Genomic DNA, 22,557 nt, shown 5'->3' on the forward strand with positions numbered 1-22,557 from the left:
CGTTGGGCTTTCTTTGTTTTCGAGGATAAATCCGTGCGCTCATTGTTCTGGCGCGTCCTGGCCAGTTTCTGGCTGGCCATCGCTCTGGTGGCGGGACTTTCGATTCTGATGGGCCACATGTTGAACCAGGACGCCTGGATCCTCAGCCGTCATCCCGGTCTCAACACCCTGGCCGAAGAGTGGACGCAGACGTACGAAAGTCAGGGCGAAGACGCCGCCCAAGACATCCTCCAACAGCGCAAGCGCCAGTACCACATCGACGTCCAAGTGCTCAACGAAAGTGGCGACCCGGTGGTGCGAGGTACCTTTCCTCACCGTGCCGCCGCGTTCGAGGCGCGCCAGAACAACGACGACCGACGCCTGCCCTGGCGGCGCCTGACCGACGAGTTCACCAGCGCCAAGACTGGCGACACGTACCTGTTCATCTACCGCATTCCCCATCCCGAATTGGACGCCTGGCATCGCGAAAGCCTGCTCTGGCCCCTTAGCGCACTGGCGATCGCACTGGTGGTGCTGACCCTGTTCAGCCTGTTGGTGACCCTGTCCATCACCCGGCCGCTGAGCCGCCTGCGCGGCGCGGTGCATGATCTGGGGCAAGCCGCCTATCAGCAGAACAGCCTCGCCAAGCTGGCCAACCGCCGAGACGAGTTTGGTGTGCTGGCCACGGATTTCAACCGCATGGGTGCGCGCTTGCAAAGCCTGATCGCCAGCCAGCGCCAATTGCTGCGCGACGTTTCCCACGAATTGCGCTCGCCCCTGGCCAGGCTGCGCATCGCCCTGGCACTGGCGGAGCGCGCCAGCCCCGAGGAGCGCGAAAAGCTCTGGCCGCGCCTGACGCGTGAGTGTGATCGCCTGGAAGCGCTGATCAGTGAAATTCTGGTCCTGGCTCGCGTCGATGCCGACAATGCCAGTGCCGAAGAGGTCGATCTCAACGGGCTGCTGATCAATTTACAAAAAGATGCCCAGATGGCTTCGCCGGAGCAAATCGTGCAGCTGGAAACCCAGCCGGACCTGACCCTCAAGGGTTGGCCGACGATGATCGAGCGTGCCGTGGACAATTTGTTGCGCAACGCCCAGCGCTTCAGTCCAAATGGGCAACCCGTCGAGATGCGTGCGGTTCAGCAAGGGGAACGGATCCTGATCAGCGTGCGTGACCATGGGCCGGGCGTCGAGGCCGAGCATCTGGGCCAACTGGGCGAACCGTTCTATCGCGCGCCCGGCCAGACCGCTGCCGGTCACGGCCTGGGCCTGGCGATCGCCCGCCGCGCAGCCGAACGCCACGGCGGAGCGCTGGTATTGGCCAACCATCCCGAGGGCGGGTTCATCGCGACGCTGGAATTGCCGTTGGTGCCAGGGGCTGTCGTCCTCCCGTAACACACCGCACTGTAGGAGCTGCCGAAGGCTCGGGCCGCGTTCGGACGATCTTTTGATCTTTCGCTCCAGATTCAATCGTCTGGGACAAGATCGCAGCCTCGTTGCACTCGGCAGCTCCTACATGGCTCCTATATGGCGTCAGAACCATACAGCCCCGATCAAACCAAACGATAATTCCTCTTATTCAAACCGCCCCGCCCTGTTAGACTTTGCGCCCGCGTTTCACTCGTCCCGCAGGATTTCCAATGCCGTCGTTGCCTCTTCGCTTATGCGCTCTGCTGTTGGCCTTGGGCCTGAGTGCCTGCGACGACGCCCCGCGTTTCACCCAGGCCGAGCCCGGCGAAGCCAAGTCCGGTGGCAACGCGACGGTACGCAAGGCTGACCAGAATGCCTTTTCCCTGCCTTCGGCCAACCTGCCGCCCTCGCGGCGCGTGGATTTCAGCGTCGGCAACAGTTTCTTCCGCAGCCCTTGGGTGATCGCCCCTTCGACGACGACTGCCCGCGATGGCCTCGGCCCCTTGTTCAATACCAATGCCTGTCAGAACTGTCATATCAAGGACGGTCGCGGCCACCCGCCGGCGCCAGACGCAACCAGCGCGGTATCGATGCTGGTGCGCCTGTCGATTCCTGACGCGCCACCCTACGCCAAGGTCATCGAACAGCTCGGCGTCGTGCCGGAACCGACCTACGGCGGACAATTGCAGGACATGTCCGTGCCAGGCGTTGCGCCAGAAGGCAAGGTGCGGGTCGACTACTCGCCGGTCCCGGTGCGTTTCAACGACGGCACCGTCGTGGAACTGCGCAAGCCGACCTTGCAGATCAGCCAATTGGGGTATGGCCCGATGCACCCCGACACGCGCTTTTCGGCCCGCGTCGCACCGCCGATGATCGGCCTGGGTTTGCTGGAAGCCATCCCCGACGACGCCATCCTGGCGAATGCACAGGCTCAGGCACGGGACAAAAACGGGATTGCTGGCCGTCTGAACAGGGTCTGGGACGACGTCCAGCAAAAGACCGTGCCGGGGCGTTTCGGCTGGAAGGCCGGGCAGCCGAACCTCAATCAACAGAACGTCCATGCGTTTTCCGGCGACATGGGCCTGACGACCAGCCTGCGTCCGGTCGACGATTGCACCGAGGCCCAGGTCGATTGCAAGCGCGCGCCCAACGGCAACGGTCCGAAGGGCGAGCCGGAAGTCAGCGACAATATTCTGCGCCTGGTGTTGTTCTACAGCCGCAACCTCGCCGTGCCGGCCCGCCGCGACGTGAACTCGCCCCAGGTGCTGGCGGGCAAGAACCTGTTTTTCCAGGCCGGTTGCCAGTCCTGTCACACCCCCCAATACACCACGTCCGCCACCGCTGCCGAGCCGGAGTTGGCGAACCAGATCATCCGCCCCTACACCGATCTGCTGCTGCACGACATGGGCGAAGGCCTGGCAGACAACCGCAGCGAGTTCCAGGCCAGCGGCCGCGATTGGCGGACTCCGCCGTTGTGGGGTATCGGCCTGACCGAAACCGTCAGCGGTCATACCCAGTTCCTGCACGACGGTCGCGCCCGCAACCTCCTCGAAGCCGTGCTCTGGCATGACGGCGAAGCCCAGGCGGCGCAGCGACAGGTCTTAGCTTTCAACGCCGAGCAGCGCGCTGCGCTGTTGGCTTTCCTGAATTCCCTTTAAACGTAATTTCCTGAAACGGGAGCCCGACATGTTCCGTCCCAAGCTGTTGTTCACCAGCCTCGCCGCCCTCGCCCTCGGTGCCTGCTCGCCCCAGGATCCCCAGGCGGTCACGTCGGCGGCCATTGCCAAGCAAGTGATCCTGCCGACCTACAGCCGCTGGGTCGAGGCCGACCGGCAATTGGCGACCAGTGCCTTGGCGTTCTGCCAAGGCAAGGAAACCCTGGAGACCGCCCGCGCCGACTTCCTCAAGGCGCAAAAAGCCTGGGCCGAACTGCAACCGCTGCTGATCGGTCCATTGGCCGAGGGCAACCGTGCCTGGCAGGTCCAATTCTGGCCCGACAAGAAAAACCTGGTGGGCCGTCAGGTCGAGCAACTGGTCAACAGCGAGCCGCAGATCGACGCCGCCGGCCTGGCCAAGTCCAGTGTGGTCGTGCAAGGGCTCTCCGCCTACGAATACCTGCTGTTCGACGCCAAGATCGACATGGCCGACAGCGCCCAGAAAGCCAAGTATTGCCCGTTGCTCACCGCCATCGGTGAACGCCAGAAGCAACTGGCCGAAGAAATCCTGTCCCGCTGGAACACCAACGACGGCATGCTCGCCCAGATGAGCAAGTTTCCCAACCAGCGCTACGCCGATTCCCACGAGGCAATCGCCGATCTCCTGCGGGTCCAGGTCACCGCCCTGGACACCTTGAAGAAAAAGCTCGGCACGCCAATGGGCCGCCAGAGCAAGGGCGTGCCGCAACCGTTCCAGGCCGATGCCTGGCGCAGCCAATCGTCACTGCAAGGTCTGGAAGCCAGCCTGAGCGCCGCCAGGATCGTGTGGGTCGGCGTCGATAACAAAGGCCTGCGCGGTCTGTTGCCAAGCGATCAGAAGCCGTTGGCGGACAAGATCGATGCTGCCTACGATGCCTCGTTGAAGTTGTTCGCCAGCAGCCAGCGCTCGCTGACCGATATGCTCAACGACGACGCCGGGCGCCAGCAACTCAACGATTTGTACGACAGCCTCAACGTTGTCCACCGCCTGCACGAAGGCGAACTGGCCAAGGCGTTGGGCATTCAACTGGGCTTTAACGCCAACGACGGTGATTGATCATGTTTCGACGTCAGGCTCTGGCACTCGGCAGCTTGCTGCTGGGTGCCGTTACCCTGGGCGGCTGGACGCTGTTCAAGCAAAAGGACAAGAGTCCGCTACTGCTTTCGGCACGGGACGATGGCGATGGCAATCACTTCGCCGTCGGCTATCGACTGGACGGCACCCGGGTGTTCGCCACCCAGGTCGGCCAGCGTTGCCATGACATCATCAACCACCCGACGCTGCCGATCGCGCTGTTCGTTGCCCGCCGTCCAGGCACCGAAAGCTATCTGATCGACCTGCGCGACGGGACGCTGCTGCAGACCATCGCCTCGTTGCCGAACCGGCATTTCTACGGTCATGCCGTGATCCACAAGAGTGGCGAGTGGTTGTACGCCACAGAGAACGACACCCGCGACCCGGGGCGTGGCCTGCTGGGCGTGTATCGTTTCGAAGGCGAGCGGCTGGTCCACAGCGGCGAAATCTCCACCCACGGCATCGGTCCCCATCAAGTGTCATGGATGCCCGACGGCGAGACATTGGTCGTCGCCAACGGCGGCATTCGCACCGAGGCCGAAAGTCGGGTCGAAATGAACCTTGACGCCATGGAGCCGAGCCTGGTCCTGATGCAGCGCGATGGCACGCTGCTGAGCAAGGAAACCCTCGCCCAGCAGATGAACAGCGTGCGCCATTTGGGCATCGCCAGCGACGGGACCATCGTCTCCGGCCAGCAATTCATGGGCGCCGCACACGAGCCGTCGGAACTGCTGGCCATCAAACGACCGGGCCAACCCTTCCAGGCCTTCCCGGTGCCCGAACACCAACTGCAAGCCATGGGGCACTATACCGCCAGCGTGGCCGTGCACAGCGCACTGCGCCTGGTGGCGTTGACGGCGCCACGGGGCAATCGCTTTTTCATCTGGGACCTGGACAGCGGCGAAGTTCGCCTGGACGCGCCGTTACCGGATTGCGCCGGAGTGGGCGCGGTGGCCGACGGTTTCGTCGTGACGTCAGGCCAGGGACGTTGCCGCTATTACGATTGCCGGCAATCGAAATGGGTGGCGAAACCGCTGGACCTGCCGGCAGGGCTCTGGGACAACCATCTGCATCTGGTCTGAGCGGGGAAGCGAAGGCGGTCGGTGCTGGGCGCCCTGACTTTTCGGAAGAATCCTACGCCCCACCGCCCTGCCAGCATCTGGAATACCCCGCGCGCACAGGGTAATGTGCCCGCCTATCTGTATTTTCTCTCAGCTCTTTTCCAAGGAAGTGGAACATGCTGCGACGCCGCATGCTGATCATGTTGGGTGTTGTCCTGCTGGTGGTGCTGTTGCTGGCAGGCTACAAGGCCTTCTCCATCTACCAGCAGATCCAGATGTTTTCTGTCCCGAAACCGCCCGTCAGCGTTGCCGTGGCCAAGGCCACCGAGCAACCCTGGCAGTCTCGCCTGCCCACCGTCGGCAGCCTGAAGGCCTTGCAAGGCGTTGACCTGAGCCTGGAGATTGCCGGCACGGTGCAAAAGCTGCAGTTCGAATCGGGACAAAAGGTCAAGGCCGGCCAACCGCTCCTGCAGCTGGACAGCGAAGTCGAAAGCGCCCTGCTGGAAACCGCCCAGGCTGACCTTGGCCTGTCGCAGCTGGATTTCGGCCGGGGTCGACAACTGGTCGGAAGCCAGGCGATTTCCAAAGGTGAATTCGATCGGCTCGCGGCCCAATTGAAGAAAAACCAGGCCACGGTCAACCAGCTCAAGGCATCGCTGGCGAAGAAACACATCGTCGCGCCGTTCAGCGGCACCATCGGCATTCGCCAAGTGGACGTTGGCGACTACCTGGCCAGCGGCACGGTGATCGCCACCCTGCAGGACCTCAGTAGCCTGTACGTAGACTTCTACGTTCCCGAACAGACGGTGCCCCGACTGGCCGTCGCCCAACCGATCAATGTCAGCGTCTCGGCCTATCCCGGCCAGACGTTCGTCGGTGCCATCAGCGCCATCAACCCCAAGGTCGAGGACAGCACCCGCAATGTGCTGGTGCGCGCCACCCTCGCCAACCCCGATGGCAAGCTGTTGCCCGGCATGTTTGCCAACCTGCAGGTCGTCTTGCCAGACGTGGCCGCCGGCATCGTCGTGCCGGAGAGCGCCGTGACCTACACGCTCTACGGCAACTCGATGTACGTGGTCACCCAGAAGAAAGCCGCCGATGGCAGCGTCGAGAAAGATGACAAGGGCCAGCCGGTCCTGATCGCCGAGCGGCGCTTCGTCGAGACCGGTGAGCGTCGCGACGGGCAGGTCCTGGTGACCAGGGGCGTGCACAGCGGTGAAGACGTGGTGATTGCCGGCCAGCTCAAGCTCGACAACGGCACGTCCATCGCCATCAGCGACGACAAGACCCTGACCGAACAGAACAGCACGCCGCGCGCGGACTGATCAAGGAACCCCCATGGCTTTTACCGATCCGTTCATCCGCCGCCCGGTGCTCGCCACCGTGGTCAGCCTGTTGATCGTGCTGCTGGGCTTCCAGGCCTGGAGCAAGTTGCCCCTGCGCCAGTATCCGCAGATGGAAAACGCCCTGATCACGGTGACCACCGCCTACCCCGGCGCCAATGCCGAGACCATCCAGGGCTATATCACCCAGCCAATGCAACAAAGCCTGGCCAGTGCCGAAGGCATCGACTACATGACCTCGGTCAGCCGACAGAATTTCTCGGTGATCTCGGTCTATGCCCGTATCGGCTCCAACAGCGACCGGCTCTTTACCGAACTGCTGGCCAAGGCCAACGAGGTCAAGAACCAGCTGCCCCAGGACGCCGAGGACCCCGTTCTCAGCCGAGAGGCTGCCGACGCCTCGGCGCTGATGTACATCAGTTTCTTCAGCAAGGAATTGAACAATCCGCAGATCACCGACTACCTGTCACGGGTGATCCAGCCCAAACTGGCAACCCTGCCCGGCATGGCTGAGGCGGAGATTCTCGGCAACCAGGTCTTTGCCATGCGCCTTTGGCTGGACCCGGTCAAGCTCGCAGGCTTTGGGCTGACGGCCGCCGACGTGACCAATGCGGTGCGCCAGCAAAACTTCCTTTCCGCCGCCGGCGAAGTGAAAGGCGAGTACGTCGTTACCAGTATCAACGCCAACACCGAACTCAAGTCCGCCGAAGCGTTCGCCGCGATCCCCCTCAAGACCGCTGGCGACAGCCGCGTGTTGCTGCGGGACGTCGCTCGCGTGGAAATGGGCGCCGAAAACTACGACACCATCAGCTCCTTTGGCGGCACGCCTTCGGTATACATCGGGATCAAGGCCACACCCGGCGCGAACCCACTGGACGTGATCAAGGAAGTGCGCAAGATCATGCCGGAGATGGAAGCCCAGCTTCCGACCAACCTCAAGGCCGAGATCGCCTATGACGCCACGTTGTTCATCCAGGCCTCCATCGACGAGGTGGTGAAGACCCTGTTCGAGGCGGTACTGATCGTCATCGTCGTGGTCTTCCTGTTCCTCGGTGCCTTGCGTTCGGTGCTCATCCCGGTAGTGACCATTCCACTGTCGATGATCGGCGTCATGTTCTTCATGCAGTTGATGGGCTACTCCATGAACCTGCTGACGCTGCTGGCCATGGTGCTCGCCATCGGCCTGGTGGTGGACGATGCCATCGTGGTCGTGGAAAACATCCACCGACACATCGAGGAAGGCAAGACCCCATTCGACGCCGCCATTGAAGGCGCGCGGGAAATAGCCATGCCGGTGGTCTCGATGACCATCACCCTCGCGGCGGTGTACGCGCCTATCGGCCTGCTTGAAGGCCTGACGGGGGCATTGTTCAAGGAGTTCGCCTTGACCCTGGCTGGCGCAGTGGTCATTTCAGGCATCGTCGCGCTGACCTTGTCGCCCATGATGTGCGCAATGCTCCTGCGCCATGACGAGAATCCCTCGGGGCTGGCCCATCGACTGGACGTGATTTTCGAACGCCTGAAAAACCGTTACCAACGCCTGCTCCATGGCACGCTCAACAGTCGGCCCGTGGTGCTGGTATTCGCGGTGATCGTGCTGTTGCTCATTCCCGTGCTGATCATGTTCACCAAGTCCGAGCTGGCGCCCGACGAGGACCAAGGCATCATCTTCATGATGGCCAACGCACCGAAGACAACCAACCTCGATTACCTGAACGCCTACACCGATCACTTCATCACGATCTTCAAGGAGTTCCCCGAGTACTACTCCTCGTTCCAGATCAACGGCTACAACGGCGTCCAGTCTGGTATCGGCGGCTTCCTGCTCAAACCCTGGAACGAACGCAGCCGCACCCAGATGGAAATCCTGCCCGAGGTCCAGGCCAAGCTGGAAAGCATCCCGGGCCTGCAGATCTTCGGTTTCAACCTGCCCTCGCTGCCGGGCACCGGCGAAGGCTTGCCCTTCGAGTTCGTCATCAATTCGCCGAAGGACTACACGACGCTGCTGCAGATCGCCGAACGGGTCAAGAAACGCGCGCTGGAGTCCGGCAAATTCGCTTTCATGGACATCGACCTGGCCTTCGACAAACCCGAAGTCGTGGTGGATATCGATCGCGCCAAGGCCGCCCAGATGGGCGTGTCGATGCAGGACCTGGGCGGAACCCTGGCAACACTGCTGGGTGAGTCCGAAATAAACCGCTTCACCCTGGAAGGGCGCAGCTACAAAGTGATTGCCCAGGTCGAACGACCGTTCCGGGACAATCCGGACTGGCTGAACAATTACTACGTAAAGAATACCCAGGGCGAATCGCTCCCGCTGTCGACGCTGATCAAGGTCAGCGACCGGGCACGACCGCGCCAATTGAATCAGTTCCAGCAGCTCAATGCGGTGACGATTTCAGGCTTTCCAACCGTAAGCATGGGCGAGGCCATTGAAACCGTCCGCCAGATTGCCCGCGAGGAAGCTCCGGTGGGGTTCGCCTTCGATTACGCCGGAGCTTCGCGCCAATTCGTACAGGAAGGCAGTGCGCTGTGGGTGACCTTTGGCCTGGCGCTGGCGATTATCTTCCTGGTGCTGGCCGCGCAGTTCGAAAGTTTCCGGGATCCACTGGTCATCCTGGTCACGGTGCCGCTGTCCATTTGCGGCGCGCTCATTCCGCTGTTCCTCGGCTGGTCGAGCATGAACATCTATACCCAGGTCGGGCTGGTGACGCTGATCGGACTGATCAGCAAGCACGGTATCCTGATCGTCGAGTTCGCCAACCAATTGCGCAAGGAACAAGGCCTGAGCCCGCGCGATGCCGTCGAGCAGGCCGCGTCGATACGACTGCGGCCCGTACTGATGACAACTGCGGCAATGGTATTCGGCATGGTGCCGTTGATCCTGGCCACCGGCGCCGGAGCGGTCAGCCGCTTCGACATCGGCACGGTCATCGCCACGGGCATGTCGATCGGCACCCTGTTCACGTTGTTCGTATTGCCCTGTGTCTACACCTTGCTGGCCAAAGCCGACAAACACTGAGACCTGTGACGGTGCAAAAAACAAAGGCCTCGCAAATGCGAGGCCTTTGTTTTGAATCAGGACGCTCAACTCTGAGGCTTCATGCCTTGGGACAGGCCAAACATGAACAGCAACAGATCGTTATCCGGTCGGATAGCATCCGTCGCCTTTGCTACTCGAGGCAAAGGGCAATGCGCGCCAACGGTGGAAGTATGGTTGGAGGCGCTGAGGATCTGTGATCGGGGCTGCTCCCATACCGCGACCGCCATTGATGCAACTGCCAGGGCTCCGACTAGAAACAAACCTCTAGCAATTTCTAGTTTCATCGCTATAAACCTTTGATAGCGCTGCCAAACGCCGTCTCATAAAAATAGACCAGTTTCTTCCAGTCAGAATCACGAAACGACGAATGGCGCCGCAGTTGCTTCATGTCGTGGGAGGCCGCGCTTCGGGCAGTCAAACGTTGTCGGCATTTCTCGAAATCCAGCAGGGCGACTTCGGCATTCGCCGACTCGCCTTCTCCGGTCACGCGGACAAACACATGCTTGATGTAGAGGCATCCATGTTGCCAGCGGCCTTTGTGCATACGGGCGAGATTGTCTGCCAACGACTGGAGAATACGGTCATGCACTGCTTCGCCATGACGTTCGCGTCCGCCCCCGGCATACCAGTGTTCGATTTCCTGGAAGCCATCCATCGCGTGAGTCACCAATAGCGCACGCCACTTATGCACTGGGTCTCTTTGGGCGCCGCAGAAAAAAATCTGGGGAACCGTGACGTTGAGCTCGCTCAGAGCCGACAGCGCGCGCTGCTCACGCAGCACAGTCGGGCGGCCAAACGGATGCATCAGGCTGCGGTAGATGTGCCCCGTCTGACGCTTGGAATACAACAGTTCGCCATTACTGCTGATCCGTTGTACGCCACTTTCGCCGCCACGGCGCGTATTGGGCTCTTCCACCCATTCGCCGCGCTGATTCCAAAAATGATCGAAGCAACTACGAGAAGCCGCTGGGGCTCCTGCTGCCTGCACTGCCATTCCCGTTACCCCTTGCGCAATACATAAACTCGCCACATGGCATAAAGCGGTAGGAAATCCAATTGTTCCTGGATCCGAAACCCGGCCTGTCGAAACTCTTCCTCCACCGTAACAGCAGGTAACACAAATCGGTTTTGGTAGCCTTTCTGCCCACGCTTTCGCTCCGCGCGTTTGCGTTTCCAGGCCTTGAAATTACCATCGACCCACAATGAAACGATCACGCTGTCCCGGCTGACACGCTCGAATTCCCGCAGAATCGCCAGGCGGTGCGCGGGTTCACCGATGTGGTGGAGCAGGCGAATGCAAAAAATGCTATCGACGGCGTTATCAGGCAAGGCGATGTCGAACGCAGAAGTCTGCAAAGGTCGTACCCGTTTAACGACATCGGCGGGCTGAGCGCTCATTGCGGTTTGAAGCATGGCTTCGGAATTGTCCGCACCGATAATGACCCGGTTCGGTTTTTCGGCCAGCAGGGGCCAGAAACGCCCCGCTCCGCATGGCAGGTCCAGCACCAAGCCAGGGTCACCCGCCAGGGTCAGGGCGCGGCGGGCCAATTGCTGGTCGCGATGGTGGGAGAGACGACGGCTCAATCCACTGCGATGCTTGAGAAAATATTGCCTGGCGTGCTGCTCGTCGTATTTCTCGGAAAAATCCAGCTTGACGGTCTTCGGCATGGGGGCACTCCGTTACGAATGCCCCCACCTTATGAACCGGCATGTCATCTCTTTGTGAAAAATCCGTCACGAAAATTGACGAATCGTTTCAAGGTTTTTCCAAGCACCAGTGTCAGCCCTTCGGATTCAGTTCTACCTCGAAACGGCAGCCATTGGGTTCCATTGTGCTGAGGCTGACCGTCCAACCCTGGTTCTCGCAGATCCGTTGCACCAACGACAGCCCCAGCCCCAGGCCTTCGCCGCGCTTTTCGTTCCCTCGCACGAAAGGCTCGAACATCGCCTCGCGCTTCTCCTCGGGGATGCCCACGCCGCTGTCTTCGACCACGAAACCTGTCGCGGTCAGCGAAACACGAATGAACCCCTGATCGGTGTAATGCAAGGCATTGCGCAACAGGTTACCCATGACAGCGGTGAGAAAGGTGGCGTTATACGGTGTATCAAGGGTCTGCCCCGGTTCGAAGACCAACGCCAGCCCTTTGGATTCGATAGGAGCCCGCCATACACCGAGCAGGTTTTCCGCGACCTGACCAAGCGTCAGCCGGGGTGCCATGCCGTTGTCTTCGCGCTGGGCCCGGGCAAGCATCAGGAAGGTCTGCACCAATTCGCGCATTTCTTCACTGGCCCGGTTGATGCGTTCGACCTGAGTACGCCCCCGCTGGTCGAGTGCCGGATTCTCCAACAACAGTTCGCAGGACGTGGCCAAGACCATCAATGGCGTGCGCAACTCATGGCTGACGTCACTGGTGAACAGCCGCTCACGGGTCAAGGCTTGGCGCAGTCGGCCCAACGTAGCGTCGAACGCCACGGCCAGCTCGCCCACTTCGTCGGCGGCATAGTCCGGGGCCAGCGGTGGCGCGAGTCCGAGGAGCTGGTCGCGATGCCGAACCTGGCGGGCCAGGCGCACGACCGGCGCCATCACCCGACGGGCCAACACCCAGCCCAGGAACACCGCCAATGCAAGGCTGAGCACGAAGCCGACCAACACCACGGCGAACAGGACCCGTTCACGCTCTTCGAAATCGCTCTGGTCCTGCAGCAACACGTAATGCCGACCGTCTACGATCTCCACCATGGCGTGGTAGGACAGTTGTTCGCGAAACACCTCGTGAAAGCCACGGTCGAGGTGACGGAGATCCTTGGGCAGCTCGAAGTCACCCGGGCCGCCGCTGAAATAGAACAACTGGTCGGGTTCGGGCCGATGACTCCAGTCGGAAACGCTGTCCATCAGCAGCAAGCGTTGCAAGTCGCCGCCGAGCCCTGCGGAAATCAGTTTTTCTTCCACCAAGTGGACCGTTGCCACGATGCCAAGGGCAAAGGCCCCCGCCACCAACGCGCTCATCAACGCGAACGCGATGATGATCCGCTGGGCAAGGCTTTGCTTAAACTCCATCGCGGCCCTCGGCCAAGCGGTAACCGACGCCGTGCACCGTATGCAGCAGCGGTTTTTCGAACGGTTTGTCGATCACTTGTCGCAGTTGATGCACGTGGCTGCGCAGGCTGTCGCTGTCCGGGCAATCATCGCCCCACAAGGCTTCCTCGAGTATCTCGCGACGTAGCACATGAGGACTTTTCTGCATCAATACCGCCAGCAACTTGAGGCCTACGGGGTTGAGCTTGAGCAGCTTGCCTTCACGGGTAACCTCCAGGGTATCGAGGTCGTAGCTCAGGTCGCCGACCTGCAAGGCGCGCCGACCACCGCCCTGGGCCCGGCGCATGACCGCCTCGATCCGCGCCGCCAGCTCCGACAAGGCGAAGGGTTTGACCAGATAATCGTCGGCCCCGGATTTGAAGCCCTGCAAACGATCATCCAATTGGTCGCGCGCGGTGAGCATGATCACCGGTGTGTCGCGCCGGGCGTCTTCGCGCAGACGCTTGCACAGGGTGTAGCCGTCGATGCCCGGCAGCATGATGTCGAGCACGATCAAGTCATAGTGTTCGGTCGCGGCCAGGTGCAGCCCCGACAAACCGTCCTGGGCACAATCGACGGTGTAGCCCTTGAGCCCCAGGTAGTCGGCCAGGTTGGCCAGGATGTCACGGTTGTCTTCGACCAATAGAATTCGCATGGGCATCTCCTCTGCACACGTAGGCAATCGTCGTGGCCCGCGCAGCTTAAGGCCAAGCGTGTCTCGCGGCTAGGGTTGTATCTGCCTGTGTCGGGGCGAACCAGTAGAACGCATTGCACGGACCGGACCGCATTGACGAGTTTTTCACCGAACATTCACACCTCGCCAACGCTGCGCGGCCCACACTTCGCGCGACGCGCTGTTCACGAACATTCCCTTAAAGGTACCGCCATGGTTTCCACCCTCCTGCGCCCCGCTTCCAGACCGCTGAACGTGCCGGTCGCCCTGGGTATTCCCGCCGTGGTCGCGGTCATTCTGGTATTACTGGAACTGACCACGCTGGACATGGACCTGGCCCGTCTGTTCTACAACTCCGCTGGCGGGGGATTCATCGGCCGGCACAGTTTTTTCCTTGAAGATATCCTGCACGACCGGGCCAAACAGCTCGTTATTGCATTCTCTCTCCTGGCCGTCCTGGGGTTCATCGCTTCTTTTTTTATCGCCCGACTCAAACCTTTCAAACGCGAGCTGGGCTGTCTGGTCTTGTCGCTCGCGCTGGCAACGGCCTTTGTCACGCCCCTGAAGGCGGTCACCGCGGTGCAATGCCCTTGGAGCCTGAAAGAATTCGGTGGCAAGGAAACCTACAGTGAATTGCTGAGCCCACGTCCAGCCACCGACAAGCCTGGCCGATGCTGGCCCGGTGGACACGCCGCCACGGGTTTCACGTTGTTTGCGCTGTTTTTCGTGTTGCGCGACCGCCGTCCGCGCCTGGCCCGTCAATCGCTGATATTTGCCTTCTCACTGGGCACCGTTTTCTCCGTGGGCCGGATGATGCAAGGGGCGCATTTCTTTTCCCACAATGTGTGGACAGCAGTGTTCTGCTGGCTGATTTGCCTGGGGTGTTATTACTTCGTGCTGTACCGGCCGGCTGCCATGGCCGATCGCGTAGCGCTGAACCAACCCGCCAACGCCTGAGCATGGAGTAATCCTGTGGGAGCGAGCTTGCTCGCGATGGCCGTGTGTCAGTTTCTATATCTGGCACTGATGTACCGCCATCGCGAGCAAGCTCGCTCCCACAGGTCTCCCAGGGAAAAATGACCTCCTGCGTCATGAATCCAGGGCAATAAAAAACCCCGCTTGCTTTCGCAGGCGGGGTTTTTCGCTACAGGGGTAAGGCTGGCTTACATCATGCCGCCCATGCCACCCATGCCGCCCATGTCTGGCATGCCGCCGCCAGCTGGAGCGTCTTCCTTGATTTCAGCGATCATCGCCTCGGTGGTGATCATCAGGCTGGCAATCGACGAAGCCGCTTGCAGGGCCGAACGAGTCACTTTGGCTGGGTCCAGGATACCCATTTCGATCATGTCGCCGTATTCGCCGGTGGCAGCGTTGTAACCGTAGTTACCCGAACCCTGCTTGACCTTGTCGACCACGACGCTTGGCTCGTCGCCGGAGTTGGCAACGATCTGGCGCAGAGGTGCTTCAACAGCGCGACGCAGCAACTGGATGCCGACGTTCTGGTCATCGTTGTCGCCTTTCAGCTCGCTGATGGCCTGCAGGGCACGAACCAGTGCCACGCCACCGCCAGGTACCACGCCTTCTTCGACGGCTGCGCGGGTTGCGTGCAGGGCGTCTTCAACGCGGGCTTTCTTCTCTTTCATTTCAACTTCGGAACCGGCACCAACCTTGATCACCGCAACACCGCCGGACAGCTTGGCCAGGCGCTCTTGCAGTTTTTCACGGTCGTAATCGGACGAAGTCTCGGCCACTTGGGCGCGGATCTGGGTCACACGAGCCTGGATATCGGCATCGTTGCCAGCGCCGTCGATCACGGTGGTGTTTTCCTTGGACAGGATCACGCGCTTGGCGTTACCCAGGTGCTCCAGGGTGGTGCTTTCCAGGCTCAGGCCGATCTCTTCGGAGATAACGGTACCGCCGGTCAGTACGGCGATGTCCTGCAGCATGGCCTTGCGACGGTCGCCGAAGCCTGGTGCCTTGACGGCAGCAACCTTGACGATACCGCGCATGTTGTTCACGACCAGGGTCGCCAAGGCTTCGCCTTCGACGTCTTCGGCCACGATCAGCAGTGGGCGACCGGCTTTGGCAACGGCTTCCAGCACTGGCAGCATTTCGCGGATGTTCGAGATCTTCTTGTCGACCAGCAGGATCAGCGGGCTGTCCAGCTCGGCAACCATGGTGTCTGGCTTGTTGACGAAGTATGGCGACAGGTAGCCACGGTCGAACTGCATGCCTTCTACAACCGACAGTTCGTTTTCCAGGCCCGAGCCTTCTTCAACGGTGATCACGCCTTCCTTGCCGACTTTTTCCATGGCTTCGGCAATGATGTCGCCGATGGAGTTGTCGGAGTTGGCCGAGATGGTACCCACCTGGGCGATTGCCTTGGAGTCAGCGCAAGGCTTGGCCAGGCCTTTGAGTTCCTTGACGATGGCGATGGTCGCCTTGTCGATGCCGCGCTTGAGGTCCATCGGGTTCATGCCGGCAGCGACGGCTTTCAGGCCTTCGTTGACGATCGACTGGGCCAGTACGGTCGCGGTGGTGGTACCGTCACCGGCGTCATCGTTGGCACGGGAGGCAACGTCCTTGACCAGTTGCGCGCCCATGTTTTCGAAGCGATCTTTCAGCTCGATTTCCTTGGCTACGGAAACGCCGTCCTTGGTGATGGTCGGAGCGCCGAAGCTCTTCTCGATGATCACGTTACGGCCTTTCGGGCCCAGGGTCGCTTTTACTGCGTCAGCCAGGACGTTGACACCGGCGAGCATTTTCTTGCGGGCGGAATCGCCGAATTTAACTTCTTTAGCAGCCATGATCGATATTCCTTAAATACTTTTTAGTAGCGGGAAAATGAGCGGGGGAATCAGCCTTCGAGAACGGCGAGGATTTCGCTCTCGCCCATCACCAACAGGTCTTCGCCGTCGACTTTCACAGTGTTGCTGCCGGAGTAAGGGCCGAACACAACCTTGTCACCCACTTTCACGGCCAGCGCACGTACTTCACCGTTTTCCAGTGCCTTGCCTGGACCTACAGCGAGAACTTCACCGTGGTTGGCTTTCTCGGCAGCCGAACCTGGCAGGACGATACCGCCAGCGGTTTTCTTCTCTTCTTCGCTGCGACGGATGACGACGCGGTCATGCAGAGGACGAAGCTTCATTGTCGATCTCTCCTAATTTTGGTTTTCATCGGCCGGTGTAGTCCCGGCGGGTTTAACAAAAGCCGGCGGAGCCGGGGTGCGGTTCGTCAAGCGAACCGCGGAAGTCTGTCCAGTGTCGCCACCGGAAACCTTGCGGTGACCCATACATAAGGGCGAGCAAGGCGATTACAAGGGCAAGAGATGAAAATTTTTACTTCATCCGGGCAAAAACGGACACGGCACCCGAAGGTGCCGTGTCGCAGGATATTCACTGGGTATCGCGGTGTTCGAATTCACCTTCGATCACGTTCGGCTCGCGGCCTACGGGCTCCCTGGGGGCAGGGCCGCCACGAGGCTGGAGGTCATCGGCAAAGGCTCGCTGACGCATCGCCTGATCTTCGGCGCGCTGGCGCATCTTGTTGGCCAGCAACCGACGGGTAAACGGCAACAGCAGGACCAGGCCCAGCACGTCGCTGATGAAACCTGGCAGGATCAACAGGCCGCCGCCCAAGGCCAGCATCAGGCCTTCGAGCATGGTCTGGGCAGGCAACTCGCCACGGCTCAGGCTTTCACGGGCCCGCAGCGCCGTGGCGAGACCGGCGATGCGCAGCACGAACACGCCGAGCATCGAACCGAGAATGACCAGCAACAGCGCCGGGAAGAACCCGATCGCACCGCTGACCTTGACGAATACGAACAGCTCCAACACCGGGAACAGCAGAAAGAGCAACAAAAAAGGGCGCATCAAAAGGTTCCTCAACGCAAGAATGCCTTGCTATGAAAACCTAGATGACGTCGCCCTTTCGTGAATTCAAGCACCGACCTCGGCATTTTTTGGCCATTGCTCGGCGTGGGCCAGATAAACCAAGGCCTCGCGAACTTGTGTCGGCGTGTTGCAAGGGTTCGGAAACGCCAGCCAATGCAATCCCTGCCCGATGCGCAGGTGCATGCCTTCGCTGTCGATGCCGACCAACTGCGCCGGTTCTGTTTTCGGCAGCCCCGTCAGCGCCACGTAATGGGCGATCGCCTTGGCGTGATCGGCATTCATGTGTTCGATCATGCTGGCTTCGGCCTTGCCGGCGAAAGGATTGGCCAGGGTGAGGTGGTCGATCCAGTGAATCGCGCCGAAACCGCCAATGTAGCGATGGCGCACCGGGTCCAGGACCCAGAAGTCGAAGTCGTGGGCCTTGTGGTAGTTCTGCGACTCAGGGAAATAGCGGTAGTAACGCTCGGCAGCGGCCTCGATCGCGATGCTGTCTTCGAGTCTGCGGGCCTCGGCCAGACAGGTCAGGCGCCCCACCGCTTGCACATCCTCAGCGCCCCGCTCCCCTACCAGCATCGAGCACTTGGGATCTTTCTGCAGGTTGTGAGTGTGCTGGGCGATGCGGCTGATCAGGACCAACGGCCGGCCCTGCTCGTCCAGGCAATACGGCACAACGGAGCCGAACGGAAAACCCGGCATCGACTTGGAATGGGTGGAGAGCATCCCCCGGTATTCCTTGAGCAGCAATTCTCGGGCATGCTTGGCAACGTCAACGCTCAATTTATGACTCCTTTGAAGAAATCCGTTTAAAAAACGGACAGGCGACTGATGGGTGTTTCAGTGCGCCGTCGGGGCAGTTCTCATGTGCAGCCGGGCTACACCGTCGCAGATCGAGAGGCCTCCATAAAGGTAATCCTCCAACGTTCTGCCACCGGGACATGCGAATGCAACTCACCGACAAAGTAATCATTATCACTGGCGGTTGCCAGGGCCTGGGCCGATCCATGGCGGAGTACCTGGCTGGCAGGGGCGCCAAGCTCGCCCTGGTCGACCTCAATCAGGAAAAGCTCGACCAGGCGGTCGCCGCGTGTGCCGCCAAGGGTGTCGAGGCCCGTTCCTATCTGTGCAACGTGGCGAACGAGGACCAGGTCAGCGACATGGTTGCCCGCGTGGCCGGGGATTTCGGCGCGATTCACGGCCTGATCAACAATGCTGGCATTTTGCGTGATGGGCTGCTGCTCAAGGTCAAGGACGGCGAAATGACCAAGATGAGCCTGGCCCAATGGCAAGCCGTGATCGACGTCAACCTCACCGGTGTATTCCTGTGCACCCGTGAAGTGGCGGCAAAAATGGTCGAACTGAAGAACAGCGGCGCGATCATCAATATCTCGTCGATCTCCCGCGCGGGCAATATCGGCCAGACCAACTATTCCGCCGCCAAGGCTGGCGTCGTCGCCGCCACCGTGACCTGGGCCAGGGAACTGGCGCGTTATGGCATCCGCGTGGCAGGCATCGCGCCAGGTTTCATCGAAACCGAAATGACCCTGGGCATGAAGCCCGAGGCCTTGGAAAGAATGACCTCCGCAATCCCGCTCAAGCGCATGGGCAAGCCCGAGGAAATTGCCCATTCGGCCGCCTATATCTTCGAGAATGACTACTACACCGGTCGGATCCTGGAGATGGATGGCGGGATGCGGATCTAAGGGACTGCACACAATCAATGTGGGAGCGAGCTTGCTCGCGATGGCGCCGGGTCAACTTGCATCAATGTTGAATGTCAGGCGGCTATCGCGAGCAAGCTCGCTCCCACAATGGATGGTGCTACGGCTTGCTCAATCGTCGCTGACAGTGATGTTCGGCATCGCCGGTGACGCCGCTTCCTGCAACACGATCCGCGCGCCGACGTGGCGGGCCAGCTCCTGGTAGACCATGGCGATCTGGCTGTCCGGTTCGGCGATGACGGTCGGCTTGCCACCGTCGGCCTGTTCGCGGATCACCATCGACAGCGGCAGCGAGGCCAACAGCTCGACGCCGTACTGGGTCGCCAGTTTTTCCCCGCCACCTTCGCCGAACAGGTGCTCGGCATGCCCGCAGTTCGAGCAGATGTGCACCGCCATGTTTTCCACCACGCCCAGCACCGGGATGTTGACCTTGCGGAACATCTCCACGCCCTTGCGCGCGTCCAGCAGGGCCAGGTCCTGGGGCGTGGTGACAATCACCGCGCCGGCCACCGGGACTTTCTGCGCCAGGGTCAACTGGATATCGCCGGTGCCTGGGGGCATGTCGATCACCAGGTAATCCAGGTTGCCCCAGGCGGTTTGCGTGACCAATTGCAGCAAGGCCCCGGACACCATCGGCCCGCGCCAGACCATCGGCGTGTTGTCGTCGGTCAGGAAGGCCATGGACATGACTTCAACGCCGTGGGATTGCAGCGGCACGAACCATTTCTGGTCCTTGATCTGCGGGCGGGTACCCTCGGCAATACCGAACATGATGCCCTGGCTCGGACCGTAGATGTCCGCGTCGAGAATCCCCACCTTTGCCCCTTCGCGGGCAAGCGCCAGCGCCAGGTTGGCGGCGGTGGTGGACTTGCCCACGCCGCCCTTGCCCGACGCCACGGCAATCACGTTCTTGACGTTCGCCAGCCCCGGCACCTGGGCCTGGGCCTTGTGCGCGGCGATCATACTGTTGATCTCGACCTTGGCGGCGGCCACGCCGTCCAGGCCCTCGATCGCCATCTGCAGCATTTGCGCCCAGCCGTTCTTGAACAGATCGGCGGCATAGCCGATTTCCAGCTGGACACTGACGCGATCGCCCTGGATGTCGATGGCGCGCACGCATCCGGCGCTGACCGGGTCCTGGTTCAGGTAGGGGTCGGTGTACTGGCGAAGGACGGTTTCCACCGCTGCGCGATTGACGGCGCTCATGGGCAACTCCGATAGCAAGACTTGAAAACAGGCCGCTATCCTACGCCGCGCATGCTTTTGTGGCGACCCGATTAAGGACCGTCAACGCTCCCGCTCCCCCTGCAGGAGCTGTAGAAGCTGCGTAGGAGCTGCGTAGGAGCTGCCGAGTGCAACGAGGCTGCGATCTTTTCCCCCCGCAATTGAGTCTCAAGCGAAAACCAAAGTCAAAAGATCGCAGGCTTCGCCAGCGCCTACAGGGCCACGGATTCGGTGGGAAACAGGCCAGCGGGGTGAAATATATTTCCCGGCGCTTTATAGTGGCCGACCTCCGTTTCATCAAGTAGCCGAGCCCCATGTCCGAGCCACGCAAGATCCTCGTCACCAGCGCCCTGCCCTATGCCAATGGTTCGATTCACCTTGGCCATATGCTGGAATACATCCAGACCGATATGTGGACGCGCTTCCAGAAACATCGCGGCAACCAATGCATCTATGTCTGCGCCGACGACGCCCACGGTTCGGCCATCATGCTGCGCGCGGAAAAGGAAGGCATCACCCCGGAACAACTGATCGCCAACGTCCAGGCTGAACACAGCGCCGACTTTGCCGAGTTCCTGGTGGATTTTGACAACTTCCACTCCACTCACGCCGAAGAAAACCGTGAGCTGTCGAGCCAGATCTACCTGAAGCTGCGTGACGCCGGGCATATCTCCACCCGTTCGGTCACCCAGTATTTCGACCCGGAAAAGAAGATGTTCCTGGCCGACCGCTTCATCAAGGGCACCTGCCCGAAATGCGGCACCGAAGACCAGTACGGCGACAACTGCGAAAAATGCGGCGCCACCTACGCACCGACCGACCTGAAAGACCCGAAGTCGGCGATTTCCGGGGCCACCCCGGTGCTCAGGGACTCCCAGCATTTCTTCTTCAAGCTGCCTGACTTCCAGCAGATGCTGCAAAGCTGGACCCGCAGCGGCACGCTGCAGGACGCGGTCGCCAACAAGCTCGCCGAGTGGCTCGATTCGGGCTTGCAGGAGTGGGACATCTCCCGCGATGCGCCGTACTTCGGCTTCGAGATTCCCGGCGAACCCGGCAAATATTTCTACGTGTGGCTGGACGCACCGATCGGCTACATGGCGAGCTTCAAGAACCTGTGCGACCGGACCCCGGGGCTGGACTTCGATGCGTTCTGGGCCAAGGAATCCACGGCCGAGGTGTACCACTTCATCGGCAAGGACATCGTCAACTTCCATGCGCTGTTCTGGCCGGCCATGCTCGAAGGCGCCGGTTTCCGCAAGCCGACCGGTATCAATGTCCATGGCTACCTGACCGTCAACGGCCAGAAAATGTCCAAGTCCCGTGGCACCTTCATCAAGGCGCGTACCTACCTGGATCACCTGTCGCCGGAATACCTGCGCTACTACTACGCGGCCAAGCTCGGCCGTGGCGTCGACGACCTGGACCTGAACCTCGAAGACTTCGTGCAGAAGGTCAACTCCGACCTGGTGGGCAAGGTCGTCAACATTGCCAGCCGTTGCGCCGGTTTCATCCACAAGGGCAACGCCGGTGTACTGGTGGCCGGTAATGCCGCGCCGGAACTGACCGATGCCTTCCTCGCCGCCGCGCCAAGCATTGCCGACGCCTACGAGGGTCGCGACTTTGCCCGCGCCATGCGCGAGATCATGGCCCTGGCCGACCGCGCCAATGCCTGGATCGCCGACAAGGCCCCGTGGTCGCTGGCCAAGCAGGAAGGCAAGCAGGACGAAGTCCAGGCCATCTGCGCCCTGGGCATCAACCTGTTCCGCCAACTGGTGATTTTCCTCAAGCCGGTGCTGCCGTTGCTGGCCGCCGATGCCGAGGCGTTCCTCAATGTTGCGCCGCTGACCTGGAACGATCACCAGACCCTGCTGAGCAACCATCAGCTGAACGAGTTCAAGCCGTTGATGACCCGCATCGACGCCACCAAGGTCCAGGCCATGATCGACGCGTCCAAGGAAGACCTGGCCGCCAGCCAGACCGATACCGGCGGCCCGAGCGGCAACGGAGAGTTGGCCAAGGACCCGCTGTCGCCGGAAATCGACTTCGACGCCTTCGCTGCGGTCGACCTGCGCGTGGCACTGATCGTCAAGGCCGAGGCCGTGGAAGGGGCCGACAAACTGCTGCGCCTGACCCTGGACATCGGCGATGAGCAACGCAACGTGTTCTCCGGCATCAAAAGTGCCTACCCGGACCCGGCCAAGCTTGAAGGTCGGTTGACGATGATGATCGCCAACCTCAAGCCACGCAAAATGCGTTTCGGCATGTCCGAGGGCATGGTGATGGCGGCGGGCCCCGGCGGTGAAGAGATCTACCTGCTGAGTCCGGACAGCGGCGCCAAGCCGGGCCAGCGGATCAAATAATCCGA

19 protein-coding genes are annotated in these 22,557 nt (G+C 61.0%); 9 read left to right on the forward strand and 10 right to left on the reverse strand.

Annotation, left to right across the window (positions count from 1 at the left end):
• Window positions 1–33 precede the first annotated feature (33 nt).
• The 6 genes from M8Q45_RS18325 (at window position 34) to M8Q45_RS18350 (ending at window position 9,584) form a co-directional block, all read left to right on the forward strand.
• Window positions 34–1,374 (forward strand): sensor histidine kinase, encoded by a 1,341-nt coding sequence (locus tag M8Q45_RS18325; protein WP_249875863.1) that lies wholly within the window; start codon window positions 34–36, stop codon window positions 1,372–1,374.
• A gap of 245 nt (window positions 1,375–1,619) precedes the next feature.
• Window positions 1,620–3,047, forward strand: coding sequence for a di-heme oxidoreductase family protein (locus M8Q45_RS18330; RefSeq protein ID WP_249875864.1), 1,428 nt, complete (start codon window positions 1,620–1,622; stop codon window positions 3,045–3,047).
• Between the two features lie 28 nt (window positions 3,048–3,075).
• Window positions 3,076–4,140, forward strand: a complete 1,065-nt coding sequence (locus M8Q45_RS18335; RefSeq protein WP_249875865.1) for an imelysin family protein — start codon at window positions 3,076–3,078, stop codon at window positions 4,138–4,140.
• A 2-nt stretch (window positions 4,141–4,142) separates the two neighbouring features.
• The gene (locus M8Q45_RS18340; RefSeq protein WP_249875866.1) at window positions 4,143–5,240 is read left to right on the forward strand and encodes a DUF1513 domain-containing protein; all 1,098 of its coding nucleotides are present in this window, start codon (window positions 4,143–4,145) and stop codon (window positions 5,238–5,240) included.
• Between the two features lie 155 nt (window positions 5,241–5,395).
• The gene (locus M8Q45_RS18345) at window positions 5,396–6,544 is read left to right on the forward strand and encodes an efflux RND transporter periplasmic adaptor subunit (protein ID WP_249875867.1); all 1,149 of its coding nucleotides are present in this window, start codon (window positions 5,396–5,398) and stop codon (window positions 6,542–6,544) included.
• A 13-nt stretch (window positions 6,545–6,557) separates the two neighbouring features.
• Window positions 6,558–9,584, forward strand: a complete 3,027-nt coding sequence (locus M8Q45_RS18350) for a multidrug efflux RND transporter permease subunit (RefSeq protein WP_249875868.1) — start codon at window positions 6,558–6,560, stop codon at window positions 9,582–9,584.
• Between the two features lie 65 nt (window positions 9,585–9,649).
• On the opposite strand, the gene M8Q45_RS18355 is transcribed toward M8Q45_RS18350, so the two are convergent.
• The 5 genes from M8Q45_RS18355 to colR form a co-directional block, all read right to left on the reverse strand.
• The gene (locus M8Q45_RS18355; protein ID WP_030142508.1) at window positions 9,650–9,889 is read right to left on the reverse strand and encodes a hypothetical protein; all 240 of its coding nucleotides are present in this window, start codon (window positions 9,887–9,889) and stop codon (window positions 9,650–9,652) included.
• 2 nt (window positions 9,890–9,891) lie between these two features.
• Window positions 9,892–10,599, reverse strand: coding sequence for a lipopolysaccharide kinase InaA family protein (locus tag M8Q45_RS18360; protein ID WP_249875869.1), 708 nt, complete (start codon window positions 10,597–10,599; stop codon window positions 9,892–9,894).
• Between the two features lie 5 nt (window positions 10,600–10,604).
• The gene (locus M8Q45_RS18365; RefSeq protein ID WP_249875870.1) at window positions 10,605–11,273 is read right to left on the reverse strand and encodes a class I SAM-dependent methyltransferase; all 669 of its coding nucleotides are present in this window, start codon (window positions 11,271–11,273) and stop codon (window positions 10,605–10,607) included.
• A 112-nt stretch (window positions 11,274–11,385) separates the two neighbouring features.
• Window positions 11,386–12,663 (reverse strand): sensor histidine kinase, encoded by a 1,278-nt coding sequence (locus M8Q45_RS18370; RefSeq protein ID WP_249875871.1) that lies wholly within the window; start codon window positions 12,661–12,663, stop codon window positions 11,386–11,388.
• On the reverse strand, window positions 12,653–13,336 hold the full coding sequence (gene colR, locus M8Q45_RS18375) for a two-component system response regulator ColR (RefSeq protein WP_030142512.1): 684 nt from the start codon (window positions 13,334–13,336) through the stop codon (window positions 12,653–12,655). Before colR ends, M8Q45_RS18370 begins: the two co-directional genes overlap by 11 nt.
• A gap of 231 nt (window positions 13,337–13,567) precedes the next feature.
• On the opposite strand from colR, the gene M8Q45_RS18380 reads away from it, so the two are divergent.
• Window positions 13,568–14,311 (forward strand): phosphatase PAP2 family protein, encoded by a 744-nt coding sequence (locus M8Q45_RS18380; RefSeq protein WP_249875872.1) that lies wholly within the window; start codon window positions 13,568–13,570, stop codon window positions 14,309–14,311.
• A gap of 206 nt (window positions 14,312–14,517) precedes the next feature.
• Here the strand turns inward: M8Q45_RS18380 and groL are convergent, their stop codons facing one another.
• The 4 genes from groL to M8Q45_RS18400 all read right to left on the reverse strand — a co-directional run bounded on the left by groL (window position 14,518) and on the right by M8Q45_RS18400 (window position 18,027).
• Window positions 14,518–16,161, reverse strand: a complete 1,644-nt coding sequence (gene groL, locus M8Q45_RS18385; RefSeq protein WP_030142514.1) for a chaperonin GroEL — start codon at window positions 16,159–16,161, stop codon at window positions 14,518–14,520.
• A 50-nt stretch (window positions 16,162–16,211) separates the two neighbouring features.
• Window positions 16,212–16,505 carry a co-chaperone GroES gene (locus tag M8Q45_RS18390; protein ID WP_030142515.1) on the reverse strand — a complete coding sequence of 98 codons (294 nt, stop codon included), beginning with the start codon at window positions 16,503–16,505 and terminating at the stop codon, window positions 16,212–16,214.
• 247 nt (window positions 16,506–16,752) lie between these two features.
• Entirely contained in the window at window positions 16,753–17,229 is a 477-nt protein-coding gene (locus M8Q45_RS18395; protein ID WP_249875873.1) for an FxsA family protein, read from the reverse strand.
• Between the two features lie 66 nt (window positions 17,230–17,295).
• Window positions 17,296–18,027 carry a HugZ family pyridoxamine 5'-phosphate oxidase gene (locus M8Q45_RS18400; protein ID WP_249875874.1) on the reverse strand — a complete coding sequence of 244 codons (732 nt, stop codon included), beginning with the start codon at window positions 18,025–18,027 and terminating at the stop codon, window positions 17,296–17,298.
• Between the two features lie 164 nt (window positions 18,028–18,191).
• On the opposite strand from M8Q45_RS18400, the gene M8Q45_RS18405 reads away from it, so the two are divergent.
• Entirely contained in the window at window positions 18,192–18,950 is a 759-nt protein-coding gene (locus tag M8Q45_RS18405; protein WP_249875875.1) for an SDR family oxidoreductase, read from the forward strand.
• Between the two features lie 129 nt (window positions 18,951–19,079).
• Here the strand turns inward: M8Q45_RS18405 and apbC are convergent, their stop codons facing one another.
• The gene (apbC, locus tag M8Q45_RS18410; RefSeq protein ID WP_249875876.1) at window positions 19,080–20,174 is read right to left on the reverse strand and encodes an iron-sulfur cluster carrier protein ApbC; all 1,095 of its coding nucleotides are present in this window, start codon (window positions 20,172–20,174) and stop codon (window positions 19,080–19,082) included.
• 332 nt (window positions 20,175–20,506) lie between these two features.
• On the opposite strand from apbC, the gene metG reads away from it, so the two are divergent.
• Complete coding sequence (metG, locus tag M8Q45_RS18415) at window positions 20,507–22,552, forward strand: methionine--tRNA ligase (RefSeq protein ID WP_249875877.1); 2,046 nt, start codon at window positions 20,507–20,509, stop codon at window positions 22,550–22,552.
• Window positions 22,553–22,557: the final 5 nt, after the last annotated feature.

This window comes from Pseudomonas sp. T1.Ur, assembly GCF_023516725.1.
Taxonomy (GTDB): domain Bacteria; phylum Pseudomonadota; class Gammaproteobacteria; order Pseudomonadales; family Pseudomonadaceae; genus Aquipseudomonas; species Aquipseudomonas alvandae.